Annotated in this window: 19 protein-coding genes; 4 read left to right on the forward strand and 15 right to left on the reverse strand. The window is 54.2% G+C overall.

The features are described from left to right. Positions 1-55 precede the first annotated feature (55 nt). Positions 56-1,540: a malate dehydrogenase (quinone) gene (mqo, locus tag MELB17_RS02130; protein ID WP_007348481.1), complete on the forward strand. Its 1,485-nt coding sequence runs from the start codon at positions 56-58 to the stop codon at positions 1,538-1,540. Positions 1,541-1,652: 112 nt separating this feature from the next. On the opposite strand, the gene MELB17_RS02135 is transcribed toward mqo, so the two are convergent. Further along, complete coding sequence (locus MELB17_RS02135; protein WP_007348482.1) at positions 1,653-2,549, reverse strand: chemotaxis protein; 897 nt, start codon at positions 2,547-2,549, stop codon at positions 1,653-1,655. A gap of 188 nt (positions 2,550-2,737) precedes the next feature. Between MELB17_RS02135 and MELB17_RS02140 the strand changes: the two genes are divergently transcribed. After that, positions 2,738-3,196 (forward strand): DUF4124 domain-containing protein, encoded by a 459-nt coding sequence (locus MELB17_RS02140; protein ID WP_036183165.1) that lies wholly within the window; start codon positions 2,738-2,740, stop codon positions 3,194-3,196. Positions 3,197-3,404: 208 nt separating this feature from the next. Here the strand turns inward: MELB17_RS02140 and MELB17_RS02145 are convergent, their stop codons facing one another. From MELB17_RS02145 to MELB17_RS02160, 4 genes are all read right to left on the reverse strand, one after another. After that, positions 3,405-4,316 carry a LysR substrate-binding domain-containing protein gene (locus tag MELB17_RS02145; protein ID WP_007348484.1) on the reverse strand — a complete coding sequence of 304 codons (912 nt, stop codon included), beginning with the start codon at positions 4,314-4,316 and terminating at the stop codon, positions 3,405-3,407. 154 nt (positions 4,317-4,470) lie between these two features. After that, positions 4,471-5,967, reverse strand: a complete 1,497-nt coding sequence (locus tag MELB17_RS02150) for a CoA-acylating methylmalonate-semialdehyde dehydrogenase (protein ID WP_007348485.1) — start codon at positions 5,965-5,967, stop codon at positions 4,471-4,473. A gap of 75 nt (positions 5,968-6,042) precedes the next feature. After that, on the reverse strand, positions 6,043-7,200 hold the full coding sequence (locus tag MELB17_RS02155; RefSeq protein WP_007348486.1) for an iron-containing alcohol dehydrogenase: 1,158 nt from the start codon (positions 7,198-7,200) through the stop codon (positions 6,043-6,045). Positions 7,201-7,276: 76 nt separating this feature from the next. Further along, entirely contained in the window at positions 7,277-8,905 is a 1,629-nt protein-coding gene (locus MELB17_RS02160; RefSeq protein WP_007348487.1) for a BCCT family transporter, read from the reverse strand. Between the two features lie 343 nt (positions 8,906-9,248). On the opposite strand from MELB17_RS02160, the gene MELB17_RS02165 reads away from it, so the two are divergent. Next, a complete protein-coding gene (locus MELB17_RS02165; RefSeq protein ID WP_007348488.1) occupies positions 9,249-11,762 on the forward strand; it encodes a CoA transferase in 2,514 nt (837 codons plus the stop codon). A 278-nt stretch (positions 11,763-12,040) separates the two neighbouring features. On the opposite strand, the gene MELB17_RS02170 is transcribed toward MELB17_RS02165, so the two are convergent. From MELB17_RS02170 to MELB17_RS02215, 10 genes are all read right to left on the reverse strand, one after another. Further along, the gene (locus tag MELB17_RS02170; RefSeq protein WP_007348489.1) at positions 12,041-12,478 is read right to left on the reverse strand and encodes a VOC family protein; all 438 of its coding nucleotides are present in this window, start codon (positions 12,476-12,478) and stop codon (positions 12,041-12,043) included. A gap of 190 nt (positions 12,479-12,668) precedes the next feature. Further along, positions 12,669-12,920, reverse strand: a complete 252-nt coding sequence (locus tag MELB17_RS02175) for a sulfurtransferase TusA family protein (RefSeq protein ID WP_007348490.1) — start codon at positions 12,918-12,920, stop codon at positions 12,669-12,671. Next, positions 12,913-13,038 carry a hypothetical protein gene (locus MELB17_RS26030; protein WP_007348491.1) on the reverse strand — a complete coding sequence of 42 codons (126 nt, stop codon included), beginning with the start codon at positions 13,036-13,038 and terminating at the stop codon, positions 12,913-12,915. Before MELB17_RS26030 ends, MELB17_RS02175 begins: the two co-directional genes overlap by 8 nt. Continuing rightward, the gene (locus MELB17_RS02185) at positions 13,035-14,207 is read right to left on the reverse strand and encodes a formate dehydrogenase subunit gamma (protein WP_007348492.1); all 1,173 of its coding nucleotides are present in this window, start codon (positions 14,205-14,207) and stop codon (positions 13,035-13,037) included. The genes MELB17_RS26030 and MELB17_RS02185 overlap by 4 nt, the downstream gene beginning before the upstream one ends. Before the next feature lie 85 nt (positions 14,208-14,292). Further along, positions 14,293-14,901: a formate dehydrogenase FDH3 subunit beta gene (gene fdh3B / locus MELB17_RS02190; protein WP_036183180.1), complete on the reverse strand. Its 609-nt coding sequence runs from the start codon at positions 14,899-14,901 to the stop codon at positions 14,293-14,295. 15 nt (positions 14,902-14,916) lie between these two features. Next, positions 14,917-17,802: a formate dehydrogenase subunit alpha gene (locus tag MELB17_RS02195; RefSeq protein WP_036183183.1), complete on the reverse strand. Its 2,886-nt coding sequence runs from the start codon at positions 17,800-17,802 to the stop codon at positions 14,917-14,919. A gap of 85 nt (positions 17,803-17,887) precedes the next feature. Continuing rightward, positions 17,888-18,076 (reverse strand): hypothetical protein, encoded by a 189-nt coding sequence (locus tag MELB17_RS02200; protein ID WP_007348495.1) that lies wholly within the window; start codon positions 18,074-18,076, stop codon positions 17,888-17,890. Positions 18,077-18,117: 41 nt separating this feature from the next. Beyond that, the gene (locus MELB17_RS02205; protein WP_007348496.1) at positions 18,118-18,729 is read right to left on the reverse strand and encodes a molecular chaperone; all 612 of its coding nucleotides are present in this window, start codon (positions 18,727-18,729) and stop codon (positions 18,118-18,120) included. A gap of 89 nt (positions 18,730-18,818) precedes the next feature. Further along, on the reverse strand, positions 18,819-19,442 hold the full coding sequence (locus MELB17_RS02210) for a DUF3306 domain-containing protein (RefSeq protein WP_007348497.1): 624 nt from the start codon (positions 19,440-19,442) through the stop codon (positions 18,819-18,821). Beyond that, positions 19,442-20,020, reverse strand: coding sequence for a DUF3305 domain-containing protein (locus MELB17_RS02215; protein ID WP_007348498.1), 579 nt, complete (start codon positions 20,018-20,020; stop codon positions 19,442-19,444). Before MELB17_RS02215 ends, MELB17_RS02210 begins: the two co-directional genes overlap by 1 nt. A 137-nt stretch (positions 20,021-20,157) precedes the next feature. Here MELB17_RS02215 and MELB17_RS02220 point away from each other — a divergent pair, with 137 nt between their 5' ends. Continuing rightward, positions 20,158-22,137, forward strand: a complete 1,980-nt coding sequence (locus MELB17_RS02220) for a 4Fe-4S binding protein (RefSeq protein WP_007348499.1) — start codon at positions 20,158-20,160, stop codon at positions 22,135-22,137. The last annotated feature ends 13 nt before the right edge of the window (positions 22,138-22,150 follow it).

The raw sequence follows: 22,150 nt of genomic DNA on the forward strand, positions 1-22,150 counted from the left end.
TTTTGCTGATCGTGAAAGAGCACACAAGCTCAATACTCGCTAGGGTGAAAAACCAATGGCCGTAAGACAGGCAGACGTAGTGCTGGTCGGTGGGGGCGTCATGAGCGCTACCCTCGGCATGATACTGAAGCAACTAGACCCAGCCATGGACATCGTTTTGGTGGAGCGTCTGGACCATATTGCCCACGAAAGCACCGATGGCTGGAACAACGCAGGTACCGGTCACGCCGGCTACTGCGAGCTGAATTACACCCCCGAAACCGACGAGGGAGATGTGGCCATCGACCGGGCTTTGCAGATAAACGCCCAATTCGAAGTAACGCTGCAGTTCTGGTCTTACCTGGTGGAGCAGGGCATATTGCCCGATCCGAAAAAATTCATAAACCGTACTCCGCACCAGAGCTTCGTCTGGGGCGAAAAAGACGTTGCCTTCCTTAAACGCCGCTTCGAACGCCTGAGTGCGCACCACCTGTTTCGTGAAATGGAATACAGCGAGTCGCCGGAAGACCTGGCCGAGTGGATGCCGCTGATCGTTAAACACCGTGACCCCATGCAGCGCGTTGCCGCTACCCGGATAAAGCACGGCGCCGATGTGGATTTTGGTTCCCTGACCCGCAGCATCGTAGAACATCTGGAAAGCCAGCCCGGTTTCGAGCTAATGCTGAACAGCCCGGTGCACTATATTGACCAACGCGATAACGGGCGCTGGAAAATAAGGGTAAAAAATCAGGAAACCGGTGAGCAGACCAAACTGGAAGCCGGCTTTGTGTTCCTCGGTGCGGGCGGCGGCGCTCTGCCTCTGTTGCAGAAATCAGGGATTGATGAAGCCGAAGGTTACGGCGGTTTTCCGGTGAGCGGCCAGTGGTTGGTGTGTGACCGGCCGGAAGTGGTGCAGCAGCATCATTCCAAGGTTTACGGTAAAGCGCCGATTGGTGCGCCGCCCATGTCGGTGCCACACTTGGATACCCGCATTATTAACGGCGAGCCGGCCCTGTTGTTTGGACCCTTTGCCGGCTTTACCACCCGCTTCCTGAAACAGGGTTCGGTGTTTGACCTGATCAGTTCGGTGCGCTCGTCGAACTTGCGCCCCATGTTGTCGGTGAGCAAGTCCAACATGGACCTGACCCGCTATCTGATTGGCGAAGTGTTTCAGTCCCACCGCGACCGGGTAGACGCACTGCGCAATTTCTTCCCGGATGCCCGCGAGGGCGACTGGCGCCTGCAGGACGCAGGCCAACGGGTGCAGATTATCAAAAAATCCAAAGACGGCGGCGGCAAGCTGGAGTTTGGTACCGAAATAGTCGCTGCCAAAGATGGCACGCTAGCCGCGCTGCTGGGCGCCTCGCCTGGCGCCTCAACAGCAGCAAACGCCATGCTCGACGTGTTGCAGCGCTGCTTCCCCGAGAAAATGAAAACCCCGGAGTGGCAGGCGCGCATGAAAGTTTTGGTGCCATCGTACGGCCAGTCTCTGGAAGAGGACGAAGAGATGCTGTTTAAAGTGCGTGAGCGTACGCTCACCACCCTCAAGCTCAAACCGTGACGCGGAACCCTGACGGGGCAAACGCATAAAAAAACCGGAGCCTGGTGAGCTGGCTCCGGTTTCTTGTTTTACGCTGTCGGCAATAATGGTGCCGGGAATAATAGACGGGCCATTAGATCTTCTGCTGGCGCCCTTTCGCCGCGATTAACATAGCGTGCATCAGTTCCTCAGCGTCGAACTTGGTTAGCGCGGTGTCAGCGCCGACCTGTTCGGCATAACTCAGGCTCATTTCGCTGTTCAGTGAGGTATGCAGAATAATATATGGCTGGTGCAGTTGGCTGTTGTCGCGCACCTTGAACGTCAGTTCATAGCCGTCCAGGCCCGGCATTTCGATGTCACTCACCAGAATATTCACCGGTTTGCCGTGGGCGCTGCTATCCAGCAGGTACTCGAACGCGGCCGTGCCGCTTTCGAGTACCTGATAGCCAATATTCTTGCGATCCAGCACATCGCAGAGCTGTTTGCGCGCCACCCGTGAATCATCTACCAGCAGAATCGACGTGTTGCGTAGGGTTTCTATCTCCATATCATTCATCAGCACGTCCTGACTGTTCAAAGACTCCGGGTATACTCGAGCCAGCAACAATTCCAGATCCAGCAGTTGCACCAGAGCGCCATCAAGGGTTAGCAAACCGGTAATAAACGCGTTCTTACCCAGGGCCTGGGGCGGCGGTAACACCTTTTTCCAATCGGCTTCAACGATGCGTTGCACGCTGCGCACCATAAAACCGATTTCCTGACGCTGCACGTCGGTCACGATAATAGAGGCTTCGGCGCGCTCTTCCGCGCTTAACGCCGGGTAACCAATAGCCGCGGCCATATCAATTACCGGCACCGCCGCGTTACGGAAGGTGGCCGTGCCAACAATGGCGTGGTGGCTATGGGGCAGCCGACTAAGACGCCTGAACGGCATGATTTCGCGAATTTTCAGAGTGCCCAGGCCAAACTGCCGGTGATCTGTCAGTTGAAACAGCAGCAATTTTTGCAGCTGCTTGGGTTGGCTACTCATAAGCACACCTGTCAAAAAACGAAATGAATACCCAGTATTACGGGTAGAGCAACACAGCATAACCGATGAGGGTAAAAAAACAGCGTCACTGACACAATTTGTGCGAGCACTTATTTAGCATGTTATCTTCTGATTTTGAGTGATAGCCCATTTGCTGTGCCGAACCGCAAACGTCAAAGGAATGAACGATGCGACCCGTCCCGATATCCATTACTGTTATGGTGGTGTTAGTCAGCCTGTCTGGCGTGGCAAAAGCCGATTACTACCGCTGGACCGACGCCAAAGGCGTTACCCACTTCACCGACAAGCCCAAAACTCCCGGCAGCCAGGCGATTGACTTCCGAAGGCCTACTGTGATTCCTGTCGCTGACAATAACCGACGCCGTGGCGACCGTTTGCAGGGCCTTCAGCCTGACTCGCAGCAGAACTCGGTCAGTGCAACGTCTGAGGGTAAGGCTCAAAAACGCGCGCAAGCCAATGCGGCCCAGATTGCCCAGCAAAAAACCTGTGAGAATTATGCAGACCGCATCGGCAATATAGAAAGCCGATTGCGCGCCGGTGGCTATTCAGTCTCTCGAGGAAACCGGCTAAGACGCGACAGGCGGGAGCTGACGAGCAAGCGTGCCTGGGAGTGCTTGCGGCGATAGTGAGCGTATTTGCGTAATTATAAAAAAATTGAGCAAAATTGCGACAGTTCCAAAAGCCCATCGAACGGATGGGGCTTAGCGGCCAGTTCGCCCAGCCGTTGTCGTTGGGAGTAGTGGTCATGTGACCTTAACCTGTCTGCCAAATCAGCAGCAGAACCATTGAACGGTTTGCGGGATCAGGGTTTGGCCAAGTAGGTTTTTTTCAGAACTAATGTTTTTGTTTGGCCTCTTTTATTAACCAGCCACGAAAAATTTCAGCGTGTGGATGAACGTATTTGTTAGACGGACGCAGGAGATAAAAGGCTTCGGCCGTTGGGACTTTTTGTGCAAACGGCGCTACAAGCAGGCCCTTTTCGAGCATATCTTCGACCAAACTCGTCCTGCCGAGGGCGAGGCCGCCCCCGTGTTTTGCCACCTCTAGCGCAGAAATCAAGGTATCAAACTGAATTTCATGGGAAAACCGGATGTCAGACAAACCAGCCTGATCGAGCCAATGGCCCAAGCCTTCCTCGTAACCGATAACGTGCAGCAGCGTCTGTTTGCTCAGCCGTTCGCAGGCACCTAGGTCCGCTTGGTTGATCGACCCAAGGGTGCTCGCCAGACGCGGACTGCAGACAGGAAATAGCTGGTCCCAACTCAGCCGATCGGCATCGAAGCCCGGCCAATACCCCTTGCCGTAGCGAATTTCCATATCGGAATCATGGGTGTGTATCTCTTTGTCCAGCCAGATATTGCTGGTGAAACGGACACCCACATCCGGATATTGCTCGTAGAAGCCGGCAAGCCGAGGGGCAATCCAAGTGGTAAAAAACACCAGATTCACTCTGACAGTTAACAATCGATTTTTGCTCTGACCGAAGATTTCTTCGGTTGCTGTGGTGAGCCGCCTGATGCACTCATGCACCACTGGCAAATACGCCTTGCCTGCGTCTGTCAATTCCAAGCCCCGCGGTAATCGCCGGAACAAGACCGTGTAGAGCTGGGACTCAAGCCCCTTAATATGCTGACTGGTTGCGGCCTGGGTCAAATTCAATTCAACCGAAGCCTGGGTCAGGTTCAGATGGCGTGCTGCTGCTTCGAAAGTCCGCAACCAATTTAACGGTGGAAGTCTCTTTTTCATGGTCCGCAACTCTGTTTTTGTTGTTGAGCGCCGTATTGTGTTTTGTCTCTTGATTTAATGCCAGCATCTCGCCAGGCATAAAAAAGCGGTGGCTCACCTTGTGAGCACACCGCCAAGAATCAACTTACAACAAACAGGCGGTAACTCTGTACGTTTACTTCATCGTTGGCATCGAGAATTCGGCGCCCTCGCGTACTCCGGCGGAAGGCCAGCGTTGCGTGATCGCCTTGCGACGCGTGTAGAAGCGCACACCATCCGGGCCGTAGGCGTGCAAATCGCCAAACAGGGATCGCTTCCAGCCACCAAAGCTGTGATATGCCACGGGTACCGGTAAGGGCACGTTAATGCCGACCATGCCAACCATGATATGGTCGGTGAAGTAGCGTGCGGCTTCGCCATCACGTGTAAAGATGCAGGTGCCGTTACCGTACTCGTGAGCGTTGATAAGATCCATGGCCTCCTGCATGGTTTTAACGCGCACCACCTGAAGCACCGGTCCAAAAATTTCTTCCTGGTAGCTTGTCATCTCAGGAGTAACCCGATCAATGAGCGTGCCACCCACGAAAAAGCCGTTTTCGTGGCCGTTAACGACCTGGTTACGACCATCTACAACAATGCGTGCGCCCTGCTTCTCTGCGCTGTCGATATGACCCACGATCTTGTCGCGGTGCTGAGCGGTGATCACGGGGCCAAAGTCATTGCTAGGGACGTTGTACGCACCTACTTTCAGCGCCTTCATGGCTTCGGCCATTTTGGCAACCAAGGCATCAGCGGCAGCGTCACCCACGGCAACCGCAACTGACAGCGCCATGCAGCGTTCACCCGAGGAGCCAAATGCGGCGCCCAGCAGCTGGTTCACTGTATTGTCCATGTCAGCATCGGGCATTACGATGGCGTGGTTTTTGGCACCGCCCAAAGCCTGACAACGCTTGCCGTGAGCGCTGGCGGTGGTGTAAATGTATTCGGCAATGGGGGTTGAGCCCACGAAGCTAACCGCTTGAACGCGAGGGTCTCGTAACAGTGTATCCACTGCTTCTTTATCGCCATTGACCACGTTCATAACGCCGTCAGGCAAGCCTGCTTCTTGCAACAGTTGAGCAATGAACAGCGTAGAGCTAGGATCGCGTTCTGAAGGCTTCAGGATAAAACAGTTACCGCAAACAATTGCCATCGGGTACATCCACAGCGGAACCATGGCCGGGAAGTTAAACGGTGTAATACCCGCAACCACGCCCAGCGGTTGGAACTCGCTCCAGGCGTCAATGCCGGGGCCAACATTAGCGCTGTGCTCGCCTTTCAAAAGTTCGGGAGCGCCGCAGGCGTACTCCACATTTTCGATCCCGCGTTGCAGCTCTCCAAGAGCATCGTGTTGAATTTTGCCGTGCTCTTCACCGATTAACTGGGCGATGTGATTTGCGTTTTGCTCAAGCAGTTCCTTGAAACGGAACATGATGCGGGCACGCTTGATGGGTGGAGTCGCGCGCCACGCAGGGTAAGCCGCTTGTGCTGCTGCTAGAGCCTGTTCGACCGTGGCTTTAGATGCCAGCGCAACCTGCCGTGTGGAGTCACCGGTAGAAGGATTAAAAATAGGCTGGGTACGGTTTTTGTCGTTAACAATCTGGCCGTTAATCAAATGTCCTACGGTGCTCATAATACGTCCTCAAAGTGAGTTCACGCTGCGCGTGTAAGGGTTGTTTTTATCAAAAAAGTTGTTGGGCTGCCAGCTTCACCAGAGCTTTTTGTAAAGCTCGATAATCTCATCGGCACTGGGTACACGGGGGTTGTTGCCCGGGGATCCAGACTGCAAAGCCTGCTCAGCCATGGTGGGCAGCAGCCGGAAAAATTCGTCGCGATCGATACCGAACAGTTCCGGAGTCGGCACCTCCAGTTCGTCATTCAGGGCATAAAGCTCGGCCATTAGTTTGCTGTTGGCAACGTCAGTGCTGTCTTGCTCAGAAGCAACGCCCATAGCACGAGCACAGTCAGCATAACGTTCCGCAGCGGCAGGAATGGAAAACTCGGTAACCGCAGGCAGTAACATGGCGTTGGATAACCCGTGGGGCACGTGGAACGCTGCGCCAATCGGTCGGCTCATGCCGTGTACCAAAGCCACCGAGGCGTTGGAAAAGGCAATACCGGCCAGGGTGGATCCCAGCATGACTCGCTCGCGAGCATGTTTGTCGGTGCCATCATGAAACGCGCGACGTAAATTCGGACCGATTAAGCGCATTGCTGCAATGGCCTGGCCGTCGGTATACAGGCTCGCCTTCTGGCTAACGTAGGCTTCCATCGCGTGGGTCAGGGCATCGATACCGGTATCGGCGGTGGTGCGTTTGGGCAGGCTTAAGGTCAGGTTAAAATCAACCAAAGCCGCTAACGGCATAAAACCAACGCCCACACACAGCATTTTTTCATCGTTGGACTCGTCCGTGATGATCGTCACTTTGGTCACTTCTGAGCCAGTGCCGGCTGTGGTGGGTATGGCAATGATGGGTAAACCCAACTCGTTAACAATGCGCGGAAACTTGTAATCCCGCATCACGCCGCCAAATTTGCCCAGAATACTGATGGCCTTCGCGCTGTCGATGGGGCTACCGCCGCCAAGGGCGATAATACTGTCGTAATCACCGTCGCGTACTTTGGCAACGCCCGCCTGTATTGAGCTAACCGTAGGTTCCGGCACGGTGTCATCGAACACGTCGGCCGACAGTCCACTCGCCGCCAGGCAGTCCTGAATAGTTTGGGTGTAACCGAGTTTAACCATCATCTTATCGGTGATGATTAATGGGCGACTGCAACCCAGGCTCGCCAGCACCTGCGGTAATTGCTGTGAAGCTCCTTCGCCAATTTGCAGAATGCGCGGGAGAATGACTTGAGTAACCATATTTGCTCCACTTGTTTTTAACGTTGCGGGCCTCACCCCAGCGTGGATCCGAGGCCCTGAGTAGTGGTGTTGAAGATCAGAGAGAAACCGTAGCCACAGCTACTTCAGGTCGCCTCGTCAGCAATTCAGCGTCGCTTACCACGGCAGCGGCTTTATGCAGCTGTCCTGGTATCGGCTCTTCAAGCAGTGATTTAAACAGACCGTAGATGGCCATGATCAGTATGAATGAGAAGGGTAACGCGGCAACGATGGTGGCGGTTTGCAAAGCAGCCAGACCGCCTGTCAACAGCAGGGTTGAAGCCACTGCACCAATCGCTACGCTCCAGAACACACGATAACGGGCCAAAGGCTCACTATCACCCATCGAAATTAAGGTACACACGACCAGGGTTGCAGAGTCTGCAGAGGTCACGAAGTAAGTCACCAGCATAAAGGTGCAAATACCTGCCATCACGGTAACGACCAAACTGTTGGTATTCATCAGTTCGATTGTTTTGAACAGCGCCATGGTGGTATCCGCATTGGCCGCAGCAACCACTCCGCCATTGCCGAACAATTCGATAAACATGGCGGTATTGCCAAAGATAGTAATCCAGGCAACCGCTAACAAAGTCGGGGCGATCAATACGCCAAGTATAAACTCGCGAACGGTACGGCCTTTGGATATGCGGGCGATAAAAATACCACAGAACGGTGACCAGGAAAGCCACCAGCCCCAGTAGAAAATGGTCCACCAACCCTGCCATTGGCTTTCCGGATCTGGATCCACCCAAAAGCCCAATTCAACGGCGTGGACAACGTAGTCGCCAAAATTGGTCACCAGTGCTCCCAATAGGTAGGCCGTCGGGCCGAACACTACAAACAGCCCCAGAATTACCATCGTCAAGCGCATATTAAGCTCACTCAATATACGTATACCTCGGTCTACACCGGTAATGACCGATATCATCGCAATGACTGAAATCACGGCAATCAAAAGGATATAAGTCGACGTTGAAACCTCAACACCTAGCAGGTAATTCAACCCGGTATTCATTTGCTGTGCGCCCATCCCCAGAGAGGTGGCGATGCCGAAGACGGTACCAAACACGGCCAACAAATCAGCGACGTGGCCAATCGGGCCATAAATGCGCTCACCAAAAATAGGGTACAGACTGGAACGAATAGAAAGAGGTAAGCCTTTGCGGTAGCTAAAATAAGCCAAGATCAGACCGATCATGGCAAACAAAGCCCAACCATGCAGCCCCCAATGGAAGATAGACACACGCATGGCGACTTGCGCTGCTTCCACCGTCAGTTGCTGGTTTTCTGCGATAAAGGGATTGCCTTGGAAATACGAAATAGGCTCGGCAATACTCCAGAACAGGATGCCAATACCGATACCTGCTCCAAACAGCATGGAAAACCAGGAAAAATTACTGAACTCTGGCCGATCAGTGTCCTTGCCCAATCGTATGCTGCCGAAACGAGTAAACACCAAACCAATCACCAGAAACAAAATAACGCTGACCAAACCCACGTAATACCACGCCAGTTCTTTAGCGATAAAATTCTTGGCCGCGCCGTACAACGCATTCGCATATTCGGGGTCACTGACGGTAAACAAAACAAACGCAAGCACCAAAATACCCGCGCCCACCGACATGACTGGATGGGTCCCAGCCAGCCAGCCGGTCGAGCGGATATAGTCTTTTTTGTTGTCCATACATTGCAGCCTCTTTTGGAGTTTTTTAATTATTTTTGTTCGCTCTGTCTCACTGAATTCCTGATATGTCTCGGCATCCTCAATCAAAGTGCCGCTATTTTCGTCGGGTTTGGTTGTAGATTGGAACCAATAAAAACCGCCCCTAAGGTGTTATTTTTTTTATGGCTTGCGCCGCCACCACGTCATCTTAAGCCACTACCTATAAATAAATTGGGGTCTCAGAGCTCTTTTTTATCGTTGGTTCCAGCGTCAGTTGTGCTCTTAACATGATCACCACCGAATCATCGTCGGTTTTCATAACAGCTCAACAAACGTTGATGCACAGCGAGAAGGATTAAGAGCAATGACAAAAAAGAACCCCCTGCCGTTAGAAGGTGTGCGCGTTGTTGATTTTGGCCAGCAGATTGCCGGCCCTGCTGTAGCCATGGTGTTGGCCGACTTCGGTGCCACTGTTGTGCACGTCGATCCTCCTAATGGCCCCCAATGGGACCACCCAGCTAATGCTGTGTTGAACCGTAACAAAAGCTGTCTGAAGCTGGACTTAAAAAGTCAGTCCGGGTTGGCACGGGCCAAAAAACTGATCGAAAAAGCCGATATCGTTATCGAAAGCTTCCGGCCGGGCGTCATGAAAAAAATGGGTTTAGACTTCGCAAAACTGCGTGCTAATCGTCCCGAACTGATCACCCTGTCAGTGCCAGGTTTTGCCAGCAACGATGATCTGCGTCGTGAATGGAAGGCGACTGAAGCCGTGGTTGCTGCCACCTGCGGTGCGTTCACCGACATGGGCTTTAACCGAGTGCTGATGGGCGTTAATCCTAGCTTCTCCCCCCTCCCGCTGGGCTCAGCTTATGCTATCTCACTCGCTTCAAGCGCCGCCGTGCTCGCGTTGTTGGAGCGGGAAAAAACCGGCCGGGGTGACCACGTTGAAGTACCGATTGCCGCTGCCTTGATGGAAGGCCTGTCTTACAACTCCTACGTTATTGACGGCCTGCCCAGCCGCTACAAGACCATGCGGGAAGATGAAATCGAATACCGCAAGGCCAATAACATCGAGTTTGATCTGAGTTACGAAGACCTGCAGGAATATCTCGATCCGTTTTATCGCACCTATGAGTGTGCTGACGGTCGCATGTTCTACTGCGTTTGTCCGTCGCATCGCAATCATGCCAAACGTGCATTGAAACTGCTGGGAGTTTATGACGAGCTGAAGGCTGCTGGGTTACCCGAAGTTGAAGATCTGCACGCGCCCGTTGCCGAGTGGGATGGCGAGACCTCTATTGGCGTTTATCCACTACCCAAAAAGTGGGCTGACATCATTTCCGAGAAGATGAAAAAAGCGTTCCTGGCTAAGACATCTACAGAGTGGGGTGTCTTGTTTGGCGAGGGTCAGATTCCCGGCGCGCCGCATCGCACCACCCAGGAGTGGGTGAATGATGAGCACACCAACGCTGCTGGCCTGATTGTTGAGGTTAACGATTCTGAGTTTGGCCTGATGAAACAGCCCGGGCCAATTGCCTGGCTGGAAGAGTTCGCCGCAGACATGCTCGCGCCGCGTCCCCGCAAAACGGTTTCGTTTGATGAAGCACTGGTTGAGCTGTCCGCAGTTGCGGCGCAGGAAACGGTAACCCGGCCTACCGGCCAGGCCATTCAGCCGGCCAGCGGCAACGGCTGGCTAGAAGGTCTGCGTATTCTGGACCTTACCAACGTGATTGCAGGGCCGCATTCAACCGCTTTTTTAAGCCGCTTTGGGGCAGAAGTGATCAAGCTGGATACGGTCAAGCCGATGTACGATCCTTTGATTGGCGTATTGTTCACTTTCCAGACCAACGTCAATAAACAAAGTGCGTTGATGGATATAACCACAGCGGAAGGTCGCGAGGGGTTTAACCGCCTTGTGCGCTCAGTGGACATGGTTGTGATTAATGCGCCAGATCGCCAAATGAAGCCCTTGGGATTGGATAACGACAGCCTGCAGGCCTTGAACCCCGGTGTTCTGTTCTGTCGCCTCGATTGCCTTGGTGGTCCTCTGCTCGGGCCCAAGACTGACTACATCGGGTACGACGACATTATTCAGGCAAACAGTGGCATCATGAGCCGCTTCGGTGGCCCGGCTACTCCAGAAGAGCACGCTCACCTCGGTACTCTGGACGTAAACTGTGGCTTTGCTGCGGGCCTGGGTATGGCGGTTTCTCTCTATCACAAGTTGAAAACTGGCCAGGCCACTCGCGCACGCACCTCCCTGTCGGCGGTGACCAACATTGCCCAAATTCCGTTTGCCTTTGACTATAAGGGCCGAGCGCCGTTCAACGAGCCATCCGGACGGGAAGCACTGGGTCACCACGAGTTGTCGCACTTTTATAAAACCAGTGAGGGCTGGGTTTTCCTGGACTCAAACCGCTCGGAGATGGACAAGCTCGAAGGCATCGAAGGTTTACAAGGCATTAGTTCAGCGGCCAGTACCAGCGAGTTCTTACGCGCAGCTTTCCAGACAGCGCCGGCCAACTACTGGGCAGACATTCTGCAGGAAGCGAGCATTGCAGCAGCCCAACCGAATGCCATTGGAGATTTGCGCGAACAGTACAACCGCGAAGCTGATGGCACACCGGGAACGGCTTTGGGGAGTTTCTCGTTCTCAACCTACGTGAACCACCCCAGTGGCCACAGCATTACGCAGATTGATCACTGCTCAGTTCGCCCGACAGAAGCATCTACCCGGGCCTTTGTGCCAGCCGAGCAATTCGGTCACTCCACCCGCAGCGTTCTGGCCAGTATCGGCTATACCGAAGCGGAAGTTGAATCGATGATTGAGCGTGACATCGCAGGGTTGAGCTGGAGCAGGGAATACCTGCCAAGCTAAAACAGGGCGTTTTCCGCCTGACAAAAAGCCAGCCTCGTTACGAGGTTGGTTTTTTTATGCGTTACCGAACCTGCAAAAATCGCTAGTCCGCCGGATTTTTCCTCTAGGGCGACGACCCGAGTCAATCCCCTGAATCTTGGCACTTACTACGCCGAAGATTTGATAGAAACTGCGCAACGCGAGTGGATCCACCACACTGCAAAACCTGGCAAGGCTTTAGGCAAAGTAACTCACTGCGCTGGCCCTCGCAATGAGTCGTAAATATCGGATTCAGAGACTCAGTTTTTGCGGAATAGTTGGGCTTCGCGATCCGTGAAGGCTTTGAATTCCAGAGCGTTGCCAGACGGGTCGTAAAAAAACATGGTCGCTTGCTCCCCTGGCTCCCCTTTAAAGCGTATGTAGGGCTCAATTTCGAAAGCCACTCCGTGCTCACGTAGTTTTGCAGATAGCTTGTTCCATGCATCCATTTCCAGAACCACCCCAAAGTGCGGAACGGGCACGCCGTGGCCGTCTACAGGGTTTTTATGACTGCTTGCGGATTGCTCTTTTAGTGCAGGGTTGAGATGACAAACAAACTGGTGACCGTACAGGTCGAAATCAACCCAGCTGTCGGATGAGCGGCCTTCGGGGCAGCCTAAAAGATCACCATAGAATCGGCGAGCCTCGTTTATATCTCGAACTTGTATGGCGAGATGAAATGGATCTAACACGGCCATAATGTGTGTCCCCGGTATGATAAATATGAAATGAATGGCTGAATGTCGCTACGCATTATGTATGGAATTAAAACAGACAACCGTATTCGTAACACATTATCTGCCGTTTTTGCCACAGCGGCACTGCTAGCGTTGGGGTTAGTGCGTGCTGAAAATGAAATCAGTACAACGTCCATCTCTCGAACGCCAACTAGGCTAAACAGATACGATAACGGATGACACCGGCATCCTCTTCGCGAATCCACTCAATCCTGTGTCCGGTCAGCTTACACAGCGTCTGTAAATCCCGTCGACCGCTGGGGTCATCGGCCAGAAACTCTATCTGAGTGCCGCTGGGCAAAACCTGAGTGCGTTTTTTTAAACGCAAGATGGGAAGAGGGCACACCAGACCGATGGCATCGATTTGGAGTACCTCTTGATATAGCTCTGATTGATCATTCAAGCCGCACGCTCTCACTGCTGTATTGCTCGGCAGAAGACCACCCGAACTGATCCAGAACTACAGGGGCGAGAGAGGCGATGACTAGGGCTGCAACAAATGCGAAAATCATGACTTTCACGATGATTCTCCTTTGCCTTGTTTAGCTTCGACCTCAGCGACCCACAGATCGTGGTGCTGACGCGCCCACTCCACATCAACCTGACCGTTACCCATGGCATCGAAGGCACCTTCCATACCGACTGAACCGATATAAATATGTGCCATTATTGCGACCATCATCACGAACGCGACAATCGAGTGCCAGATGTTGGCGTACTGCATCTCTTCGTGCGGTGCCAGCACTGTGGGGAAGTCTGTTCCCATAATGCTGTTCATGATGGCAAACGTATCGGCGAACATAAAAATTTCAAACGGGAACAACAGAGACAAGCCTGACAAAGACACTGAGAAACCCAGCACCATCACAGTCCAGAAAACAATTTTCTGACCGGCGTTGAACTTCTTTGCTGAAGGATGAGCCTTGGTGAAAATACCGCCGCCCGCCTTGAGCCACTGCCAGTCCAGCTTATTGGGGATGTTGTGCGCCACCCACATGACGAAGGTCATCACCAGACCCAACATAAAGGCCCATGCAATGTTGTTGTGAATCCACTTGGAGCCGATCGCCAGAGTCGAAAAGGCTTCAGGCCCTATAACAGGGATCAGGAAACTGCGCCCCATTAGGGTCAGCAGGCCCGTAATACCTAATGCGACAAACGAGCCCGACAACAACCAATGGCCAAACCGTTCGATGGCTTTGAATCGTTCAATCTTGGTGCCCGCAGGGCCACCGTCGATCATGATTTTTCCGCGCGCAAAGTAGAACACCACAAGCAGCAGAATGGTGCCTAACAGTGCGCCACCGCCGTAGGTAATGATCGGTCCTTCACGCAGCTTATACCAGGATATGCCGCCGTCCTGGATCAGGACGTCAACCGCAGGCCCCCGGACCTGCGTGCTGGAGTCAATCTCGTTGTAACGAATGCCGCGCCAGATGTCGGCATCAGAGCGCCCTCCCAGAGTACCCAGTTCATCACTGTTCAGCGCTGCATCGGCTGGATCACCCAGGTTCTCAGACCGAAAGGTCTCGTCAACTTCCAACTGCGCTTGACGAGCCATGATATCGTCCAGGGTTTGAGCTCCCCCAGTACCAGTCCGATCGACAGAGGAGGCCTCTTGCGCCAAGGCAGGATTGAAGATCAGTGTAGCCAATACAAAAACGGCGACACCAAATATTTTAAAGTTCATGGAAGCACTCCAACGGAACGGACAAAAAGAATTCTTTGCCCCAAGCAATTCCGGGGCCCGAGGGCCCCGGAGCAGTCGGGCGGGCTTAAGCGCCCTTCTTCTCGTAGGCCGTGCCCCATCCCCAGGCGCCCGAACCGAAACCACGGCTCACCACCCGCTGGCGATAGATGTCTGCCACCTCGTTGCCATCACCGGCCAACAGCGCTTTGGTCGAGCACATTTCCGCACAGATCGGCAACTTGCCCTCTGCAATACGGTTGCGCCCGTACTTGGAGAACTCGGCCGATGAGTTGTCTTCTTCTGGACCGCCTGCACAAAACGTACATTTGTCCATCTTGCCACGGCTACCAAAGTTGCCCGCTTGGGGAAACTGGGGCGCGCCGAAGGGGCAAGCATAAAAACAATACCCACAACCGATACACAGGTCTTTGGAGTGCAACACTATTCCGTCTTCAGTCTGGTAAAAGCAATCCGTAGGGCAAACGGCCATACAGGGCGCGTCTGAACAGTGCATGCAAGCCACCGAGATTGAACGCTCGCCGGGTTTACCATCCTCGATGGTGACGACGCGTCGACGGTTGATGCCCCAAGGGACTTCATGCTCATTCTTACAGGCCGTTACGCAAGCATTACACTCGATGCAGCGTTCGGCGTCGCAAAGGAATTTTGCGCGTGCTTGTCCTTCAAGTGCCATGGTCTACACCTCCTATTATGCCGGCATAATCGAGCACAGGGTGGCTTTGGTCTCTTGCATCTGCGTGACCGAGTCATACCCGTATGTTTGAATCGTGTTAGTGGATTCGCCCAAGACATAGGGATCAGAGCCCTTGGGATACTTGTCCCTTAGGTCCTTACCCTCTAAATGTCCGCCGAAGTGGAACGGCATAAAGGCCACGCCTTCGCCGACGCGCTCGGTGACCATCGCCTTCACCCTGATGCGTCCGCCCTCAGGGCCAGAAACCCAGACGTCCTTGCCGTCGCGAATGTTCAGGTTATTCGCGTCGCGCGTATTCACCTCGATGAACATGTCCTGCTGCAGTTCCGCCAGCCAGCGGTTTGAACGCGTCTCGTCACCACCACCCTCGTATTCAACCAAGCGGCCTGAAGTCAGAATAATGGGGAAGTCTTTGCTGAAGTCTTTCTTTTGAATTGACTCGTACAGGGTCGGGACACGCCAGAAATGCTTGTCGGCATAAGTCGGGTAATCTTTGACCAGATCGCGACGCGTGGTGTACAGCGGCTCGCGGTGAACCGGCACTGGATCCGGGAAGTTCCAGACCACCGCACGGGCTTTGGCGTTACCAAAGGGTGCACACTCGTGCTTGATCGCAACACGCTGAATACCGCCTGACAGATCGGTCTTCCAGTTGGTCTCGGCACCCGCCACCGCATCAATGCTGGCCCGCTCTTCAGCCGTCAGGTCCTTATCCCAGCCTAAATCCATCAGCATTTGCATGGTGAACTCGGGGTACCCGTCTTTAATCTCTGAGTTTTTCGAGTAAACACCGTCAGCAAGCAAGTTTACGCCATCGCGCTCAACACCAAAGCGGGCACGGAAGGTGAGCCCCCCCTGTGATACTGGAAGCGACAGATCGTACAGGTTTGCGGTTCCCGGATGGTTCATCTCGGGCGTACCCCAGCTCGGCCACGGCAGACCGTAGGTATCACCATCGCAGGGTCCACCCACCGCACGCAGGCTGGTCCTGTCAAAGTGGTGCTGGTACGCCATGTGTTTTTTGAGGCGCTCCGGCGATTGACCAGTGTAGCCGATGGTCCACATGCCACGGTTGAATTCACGAGTGATGTCTTCAATCACCGGCTCGTCGCCTTCGATAGCAATGTTGCGGAACATGCGATCGGTGAAACCAAACTTGTCGGCAAACAGCTTCATGATTTCGTGATCGACCTTCGAGTCGAACAGGGGCTCGAATATCTTTTCACGCCACTGAAGCGAACGGTTCGAGGCGGTGACGGAACCCGTGGTCTCGAACTGGGTGGTCGTTGGCAGCAGGTAAGCACCCTCTTTGCGATCATGCAGCACCGCTGAAACGGTGGGGAAGGGATCCACTACGACCAGAAGGTCCAGCTTTTCCATGGCTTCCTTCATTTCAAGCATGCGGGTCTGCGAGTTGGGCGCGTGGCCCCACAGAACCATAGCGCGGGTGTTATCGGGTTGGTCCAGGTTTTCCTTGGCTTCCAGAACACCATCGATCCAGCGAGACACGGGAATGCCCTTCTCGTTCATCATGGCGAGGGTCTTGCCGTTTTTATCGAATGAGGGAAAACGACCCTTCAACCAATCCAGGTCTTCGTCCCAGACGCGTGCCCAGTGAGCCCAGGCACCAGCGGTCAGGCCGTAGTAGCCGGGCAAGGTATCAGCCAGGACACCCAGGTCAGTGGCACCCTGAACGTTATCGTGACCGCGGAAGATATTGGTACCGCCGCCGGCGACGCCCATATTACCCAGCGCTAACTGCAATATACAGTACGCACGAGTATTGTTGTTACCGTTGGTGTGCTGGGTACCACCCATACACCAAATGATAGTACCCGGGCGATTATTAGCCAACGTACGCGCGACGCGCTCGAGTTGAGCACCCGGAGCACCGGTAACGCGCTCAACTTCCGCAGGGTTCCAGCGCGCGACTTCTTCACGGATTTCGTCCATGCCGTAAACTCGGGTACGGATGAACTCCTTGTCTTCCCAGCGGTTTTCAAAGATGTGCCACAGGATGCCCCAGACCAGCGCGACGTCTGAACCCGGACGTAAACGCACATACTCATCAGCATGAGCCGCGGTGCGCGTGAAACGTGGATCGCACACAATAAGCGGCGCGTTGTTTTCTTCCTTGGCTTTTAAAATGTGCAGCAGCGACACCGGGTGTGCTTCTGCGGGGTTACCCCCGATCAAGAAGATTGCTTTGGAGTTGTGAATGTCGTTGAACGAGTTGGTCATCGCACCGTAGCCCCAGGTGTTGGCTACGCCGGCTACCGTCGTTGAGTGACAGATACGGGCTTGGTGATCGACGTTATTGGTGCCCCAGTAGGCCGCAAACTTACGAAACAGGTAGGCCTGTTCGTTCGAGAACTTCGCACTGCCCAACCAGTAAACCGAGTCAGGGCCGCTCTCTTCGCGGATTTGCACCATCTTGTCGCCGATTTCGTTGATCGCCTGATCCCAGGGGATCTTCTGCCACTGGCCGTTGACCATTTTCATGGGATATTTCAGACGGCGATCGTTATGAGCGTGCTCACGCACCGCGGCGCCTTTAGCGCAGTGGGCACCCAGGTTGATGGGGCTGTCCCAAGCGGGTTCCTGGCCAGTCCATACGCCATTTTGAACTTCAGCCTCGACCGTACAGCCGACCGCGCAGTGCGTACACACTGACTTTTTGCGAACTACTTCGCCCCCCCCCGTCGACGGGGTAGCAGCCTCAACGCGCGTAGACGTCAGCGACAAAGCCGCCAGTCCACCCACGGCGACACCGGAGGCAGTCAAGAACCCACGGCGGTCCATAGTTTTTGCGGCGAGGGGTGAAAGTAAAGATCCTGTACGGGAGCCCTTCGCTACCCCGTTGGTTTTCTTTCTTAACATATCAGGCACCTCTTTTTTTTATTCTCGTTTTCTGGAAATGCAATCGTCCAAGAGCATCACGCAACCTTGAATGACTCACGCTTCCTCAAAAGCGAGCCGATTCCAGATATTTACGTGTGTGCTCAGTGTCACGTAGACCGCGGCTTTTAGGGGCGGCTTTAACGACCTTGGCTGCGGCGTTCGGTGCCACTACCAGTGCAACGGCAGCCGGAACTGCAGTTACCGCCATCCGCAAGAAACGGCGACGGCTGTTTTCACGCTTTTGGTTGTCCATAGGACACCTCTACCTGAGTTAAGGGATCGGATAGATCCCCGTTACTGAATTGCAAACGCATCAGCCTCTACAGCCATGAAAGCCCGACCCAACGTGCCCACAGGAGTATAGAAGATCGCGGTTTGCGCTTTTTCTAAATCAGTAAAAAACAACGCCGCCCACTTTGCCAAGTGCGCGTCAAAAAAGGCTTTTTGTGAAGGCAAATCACTGTCGCACACGAACTCGCCCGCAATAATGCCCGCCATGATTTCACACAGCGTGCCCATATGATCTTCAGGTTCTTTAACGTGGTCACTGGATTTGATGCCCCTGGCCATCAGATCGGTACGCAAATCCGAAAGGGGCTTCTCGTTCAAAAAACCGGTTAGGTAATAACTGGCGTACGGCAGTAGTTCACCGCGCCCGAGGCCGACGAACAGGTTGTTGTACTCCCGCTCGGCGTCACCAGGTGCGGTGCGTTCCGCAAGAGCAGCCAGATTTTTGGAGGCGGACCCCAACCGGGTGTCGTCACCCTGCAAGGATGCCAACCCCCGAAGTAGCTCAATTGAAGGTGGGCCGCCCAGCAAGACACCCAGCAACTGATATATTTGGGCTCGCGCACGATCTTCGTCGCTGATCGAGCGAGGGCACTGAACTTCAGCTGTGTTAGTCAAATCTTTGTCCTTGGAGTTATTGTTTGACGGTTACATTCACTAGTATTTATATAACCGATTCGCTTTTCGCGCAACTTTGTCTACAAATACTAATATTCAAAACGCATCCGGGGGCGATAGCGCGGCGAAGGTTCCACGTCAGCTTCGGTCACTTTCGCCTCAGCCTCGATAACTGAAGGTTCGAAACGGTGAGTAGTGGCCAAGGAATCAGCAGTGATTTCGGGCTTTGGTGTTTCGGCGCCCAGTTCTGGGGTAACCACGGGGGCAACGGTTTCCAGAGCCTCGACCTGAGTCTCAGCTGGCACGTCAACCCTTTTGGTTTTATCGATTAGACCTTGGCCCACCTTGTACAGGGTTTTTACGGCGTTGCCTGCAATGGCGGCATCAGAGAAATCTTCATCGTAGTCATTAAGTCCGTCCAGCACCGCCAGAACCGGGTTGGACTTCCAAAGCGCACGCAGGGCCTTGCGGCGCAGAAGTTCAGGAATCTCTTTCCGCATAAACCCTGTAATGTCTGTGCCCAGCTCGATTGCATCCGGGTCAGGCAAATCGTACTTCTCCAATACCCCAAGCTCGGGCATGACCTCATTAACGGCAAGTTCCTGTTCTTCGAACGACAGTTCGGGCTCAACCGTCGAAGCGGGAGCGAGTTCAGTTTCTTTGCCAGCTTTGGTTTTTTTGCGTGTCCAACGCTGTAAGCGTGACTCAGTCATCAGTGAACTCTTGGTTTTTTAATGTGGGCGGGTGCGCGGAAAACGTCGCTCTGTTGAGGGATACGTACATCGCCTTTTCCATCCTGGATGCCATCAACCCGGTGCTTGTCGCGACGGCGTTTCTTGAACGGCTCTTCGATGTAGTGCATCTGGATAAACTCGTCGATCCAGGCTGCAAGAGACTCGGGAATCGGCACAGCTTCGACGATGCTCTCGCCACTGTCCAAGGCTTCCTGAGCCTCGAAGGCACTCGCGGTAATGGTGCTAACGAACCAGCCTGATGGGGACCGATGGCTTTCATCACGATCCAGGATGACCCACACCGAAGGGACAGTCATATTCAAGGAGACAAGGTAGGACTCTACATCGGCGCGAAATAATTCCATTGCCACAGTGCCAGCGTGGTAATCGACCACCTCGCCTTCGCGGACCAACTCTTTCCAAAACGCCTCCGGTGCGCCCAGTATAACAGCCACTGGCTTCCAGATATCCCGCGCCCACCGCGTCACACCAGGCGACCGGCGAACTACGGCACCAACTTGTAACTCGCGTTTCCAGTTATCTGTGCGACTGCTCATGGCAACTCTCTTTTTTTTATAAAGCTAGCAGAGCCCAAACAATTATTCAATTGTCCAATGACAAACGACTGTGGCATGCTCGACAAACGGCAATAACCATGTATGCGTATAAAACAACTAAAAGAGTTTGAACTCTTATGACGGCACACAAAACCCTACTGTTATGTACCTGCGACAAAACTCAGTCTTTTAATCCCAAGGCACTGCAAACGGCCGCGGCGGCTGAGCAGGTGATCGTGGTGGATCAACTGTGCGGCAAAGATATGAAGACTGCCGCCGAGCACCTGGGTGACAGTAACGAATTGCTCATTGCCTGTGGCCAACAGGCCGCCTTATTCGAGCGTTTAAGCGAGGACGTACAAGCTGAAATTCAGCAATCCGCGCCGCTGAGTACCATCGACATCCGAGATCGCGCTGGCTGGAGCGCATCGAGCGCAAAGCCCAAACGCGTACACGCCAAGCAAGCAGCCTTGATCGCCGCGGCCCAACTACCGGCTCCTATGGTGCCCTTGAAAACCATTCAGTCCAGCGGTGTGTGTTGCATTGTCGGCCCCACCGAGCAGACCATCAGAATGGCCGAGCTGGTGCAGGACGAACTGGGCGTCACTTGCATCGTCAATGATGCGGGGCCGATACAGCTGCCCTCCGCCGGTTACAACGTTGCTAAAGGTCAACTGACGGCCGCTCAGGGCGCGTTAGGTTGCTTTAAACTGGAGTTTGCTCAGCTGCAGACCCTGAATCTCGCGGGTCGCGGCGCCCTCGGTTACGGCGAGGCTGAAGCCACCGCCCGTAGTGAGTGCGACGTGTTTATCGACCTGCGTGGCGGCGAGCCGGCGTTTCCCAGTTATCAAAAACGCAACGGCTACTTTTGGGCCGATCCGACCAAAGCCGGAGAGTTAGAACGTATTGCTTTGACTGCCAGGGACCGGGTCGGTGAGTTTGAGAAATCCGTGTATTTCAAGCTGGAAACCTCCCTTTGCGCGCACTCCCGGGCGAATCAGCCCGGTTGCACCCGCTGTCTGGACGTTTGCCCCACCGAGGCGATTTTTTCCGCCGGGGACCACGTAGAAATCAATTCGGATATTTGCGCCGGGTGCGGATCCTGTGCGGCGGTTTGCCCGACGTCGGCCGTAACCATGAACGAAACTCCCTTCGAGGCCCTGACCCAAGTTATGGCGGTTATGGCGAAGGTCTATCGCGAGCATACCGACGAAACCCCGCGCCTGGTTTTTCATACGTTGGGCGCTGGTGCGGACGCCATTGCCTTCCTGGCACGATATTACGATGGACTGGCGGACGACCTGATTCCGCTGGGTCTGGAGCATATCGATCGTATCGGCCATGCTGAGATAATGGCGGCGTTTGGCGCGGGCTACGCCGAAGTTCTGATACTGGCGGACAACAAGACAGACCGCCAGGCGGTTACCGCTGAAGTTGAGTTGGCCCAGGCTATGCTCAGCGGTACCAAAAACTCCCCCAGCCGAGTCCGTGTGATCGCAGCCGAGGAACTTGGCGAGGCTGGAGACAACGTCGGGCGAGTGAGCGAACCGATTTTACTGGTCGGCGGTCGCCGTGACATCACACGGGTCACCGTCGCCGCAATGGCAGACAGGATCGAAGCGCCGATTGCCCTGCCAGCGGGTGCACCCTACGGCGCAATCGAGATCAATTCCGACAAGTGCACGCTCTGTCTGGCCTGCGTATCGCTCTGTCCCACTGGTGCCCTGGGCGATCATCCGGACCGGCCAGAGGTTCAGTTCACGGAAAACGCCTGTGTTCAATGCGGCGTCTGCGAAAGCACTTGCCCGGAAACGGCCATCATTCTGAAGCCCCGGCTGGATCTGTCGAACGATGCGCTGATCCCAAGAGCATTGCATGGCGAAGACCCTTTCGAATGCGTCAATTGTGGCGCTCCCTTTGGCGTTGCCAGCACCATTAACCGAATTGTTGAAAAATTGGAGAACAAACACTGGATGTACACCAACGCTGATAATGTTCAGCTAATTAAGATGTGTAACGACTGTCGAGTCAAAGCCCAATTCCACGGCGATAACTCGCCCATGGCGATGGGCGAGCGTCCCCGGGTTCGCACCAGGGACGACTACCTAGACAACTAAAAACCAAACAGGA

Origin of the sequence: Marinobacter sp. ELB17 (assembly GCF_000169375.1) — a bacterium.
GTDB lineage: Bacteria > Pseudomonadota > Gammaproteobacteria > Pseudomonadales > Oleiphilaceae > Marinobacter.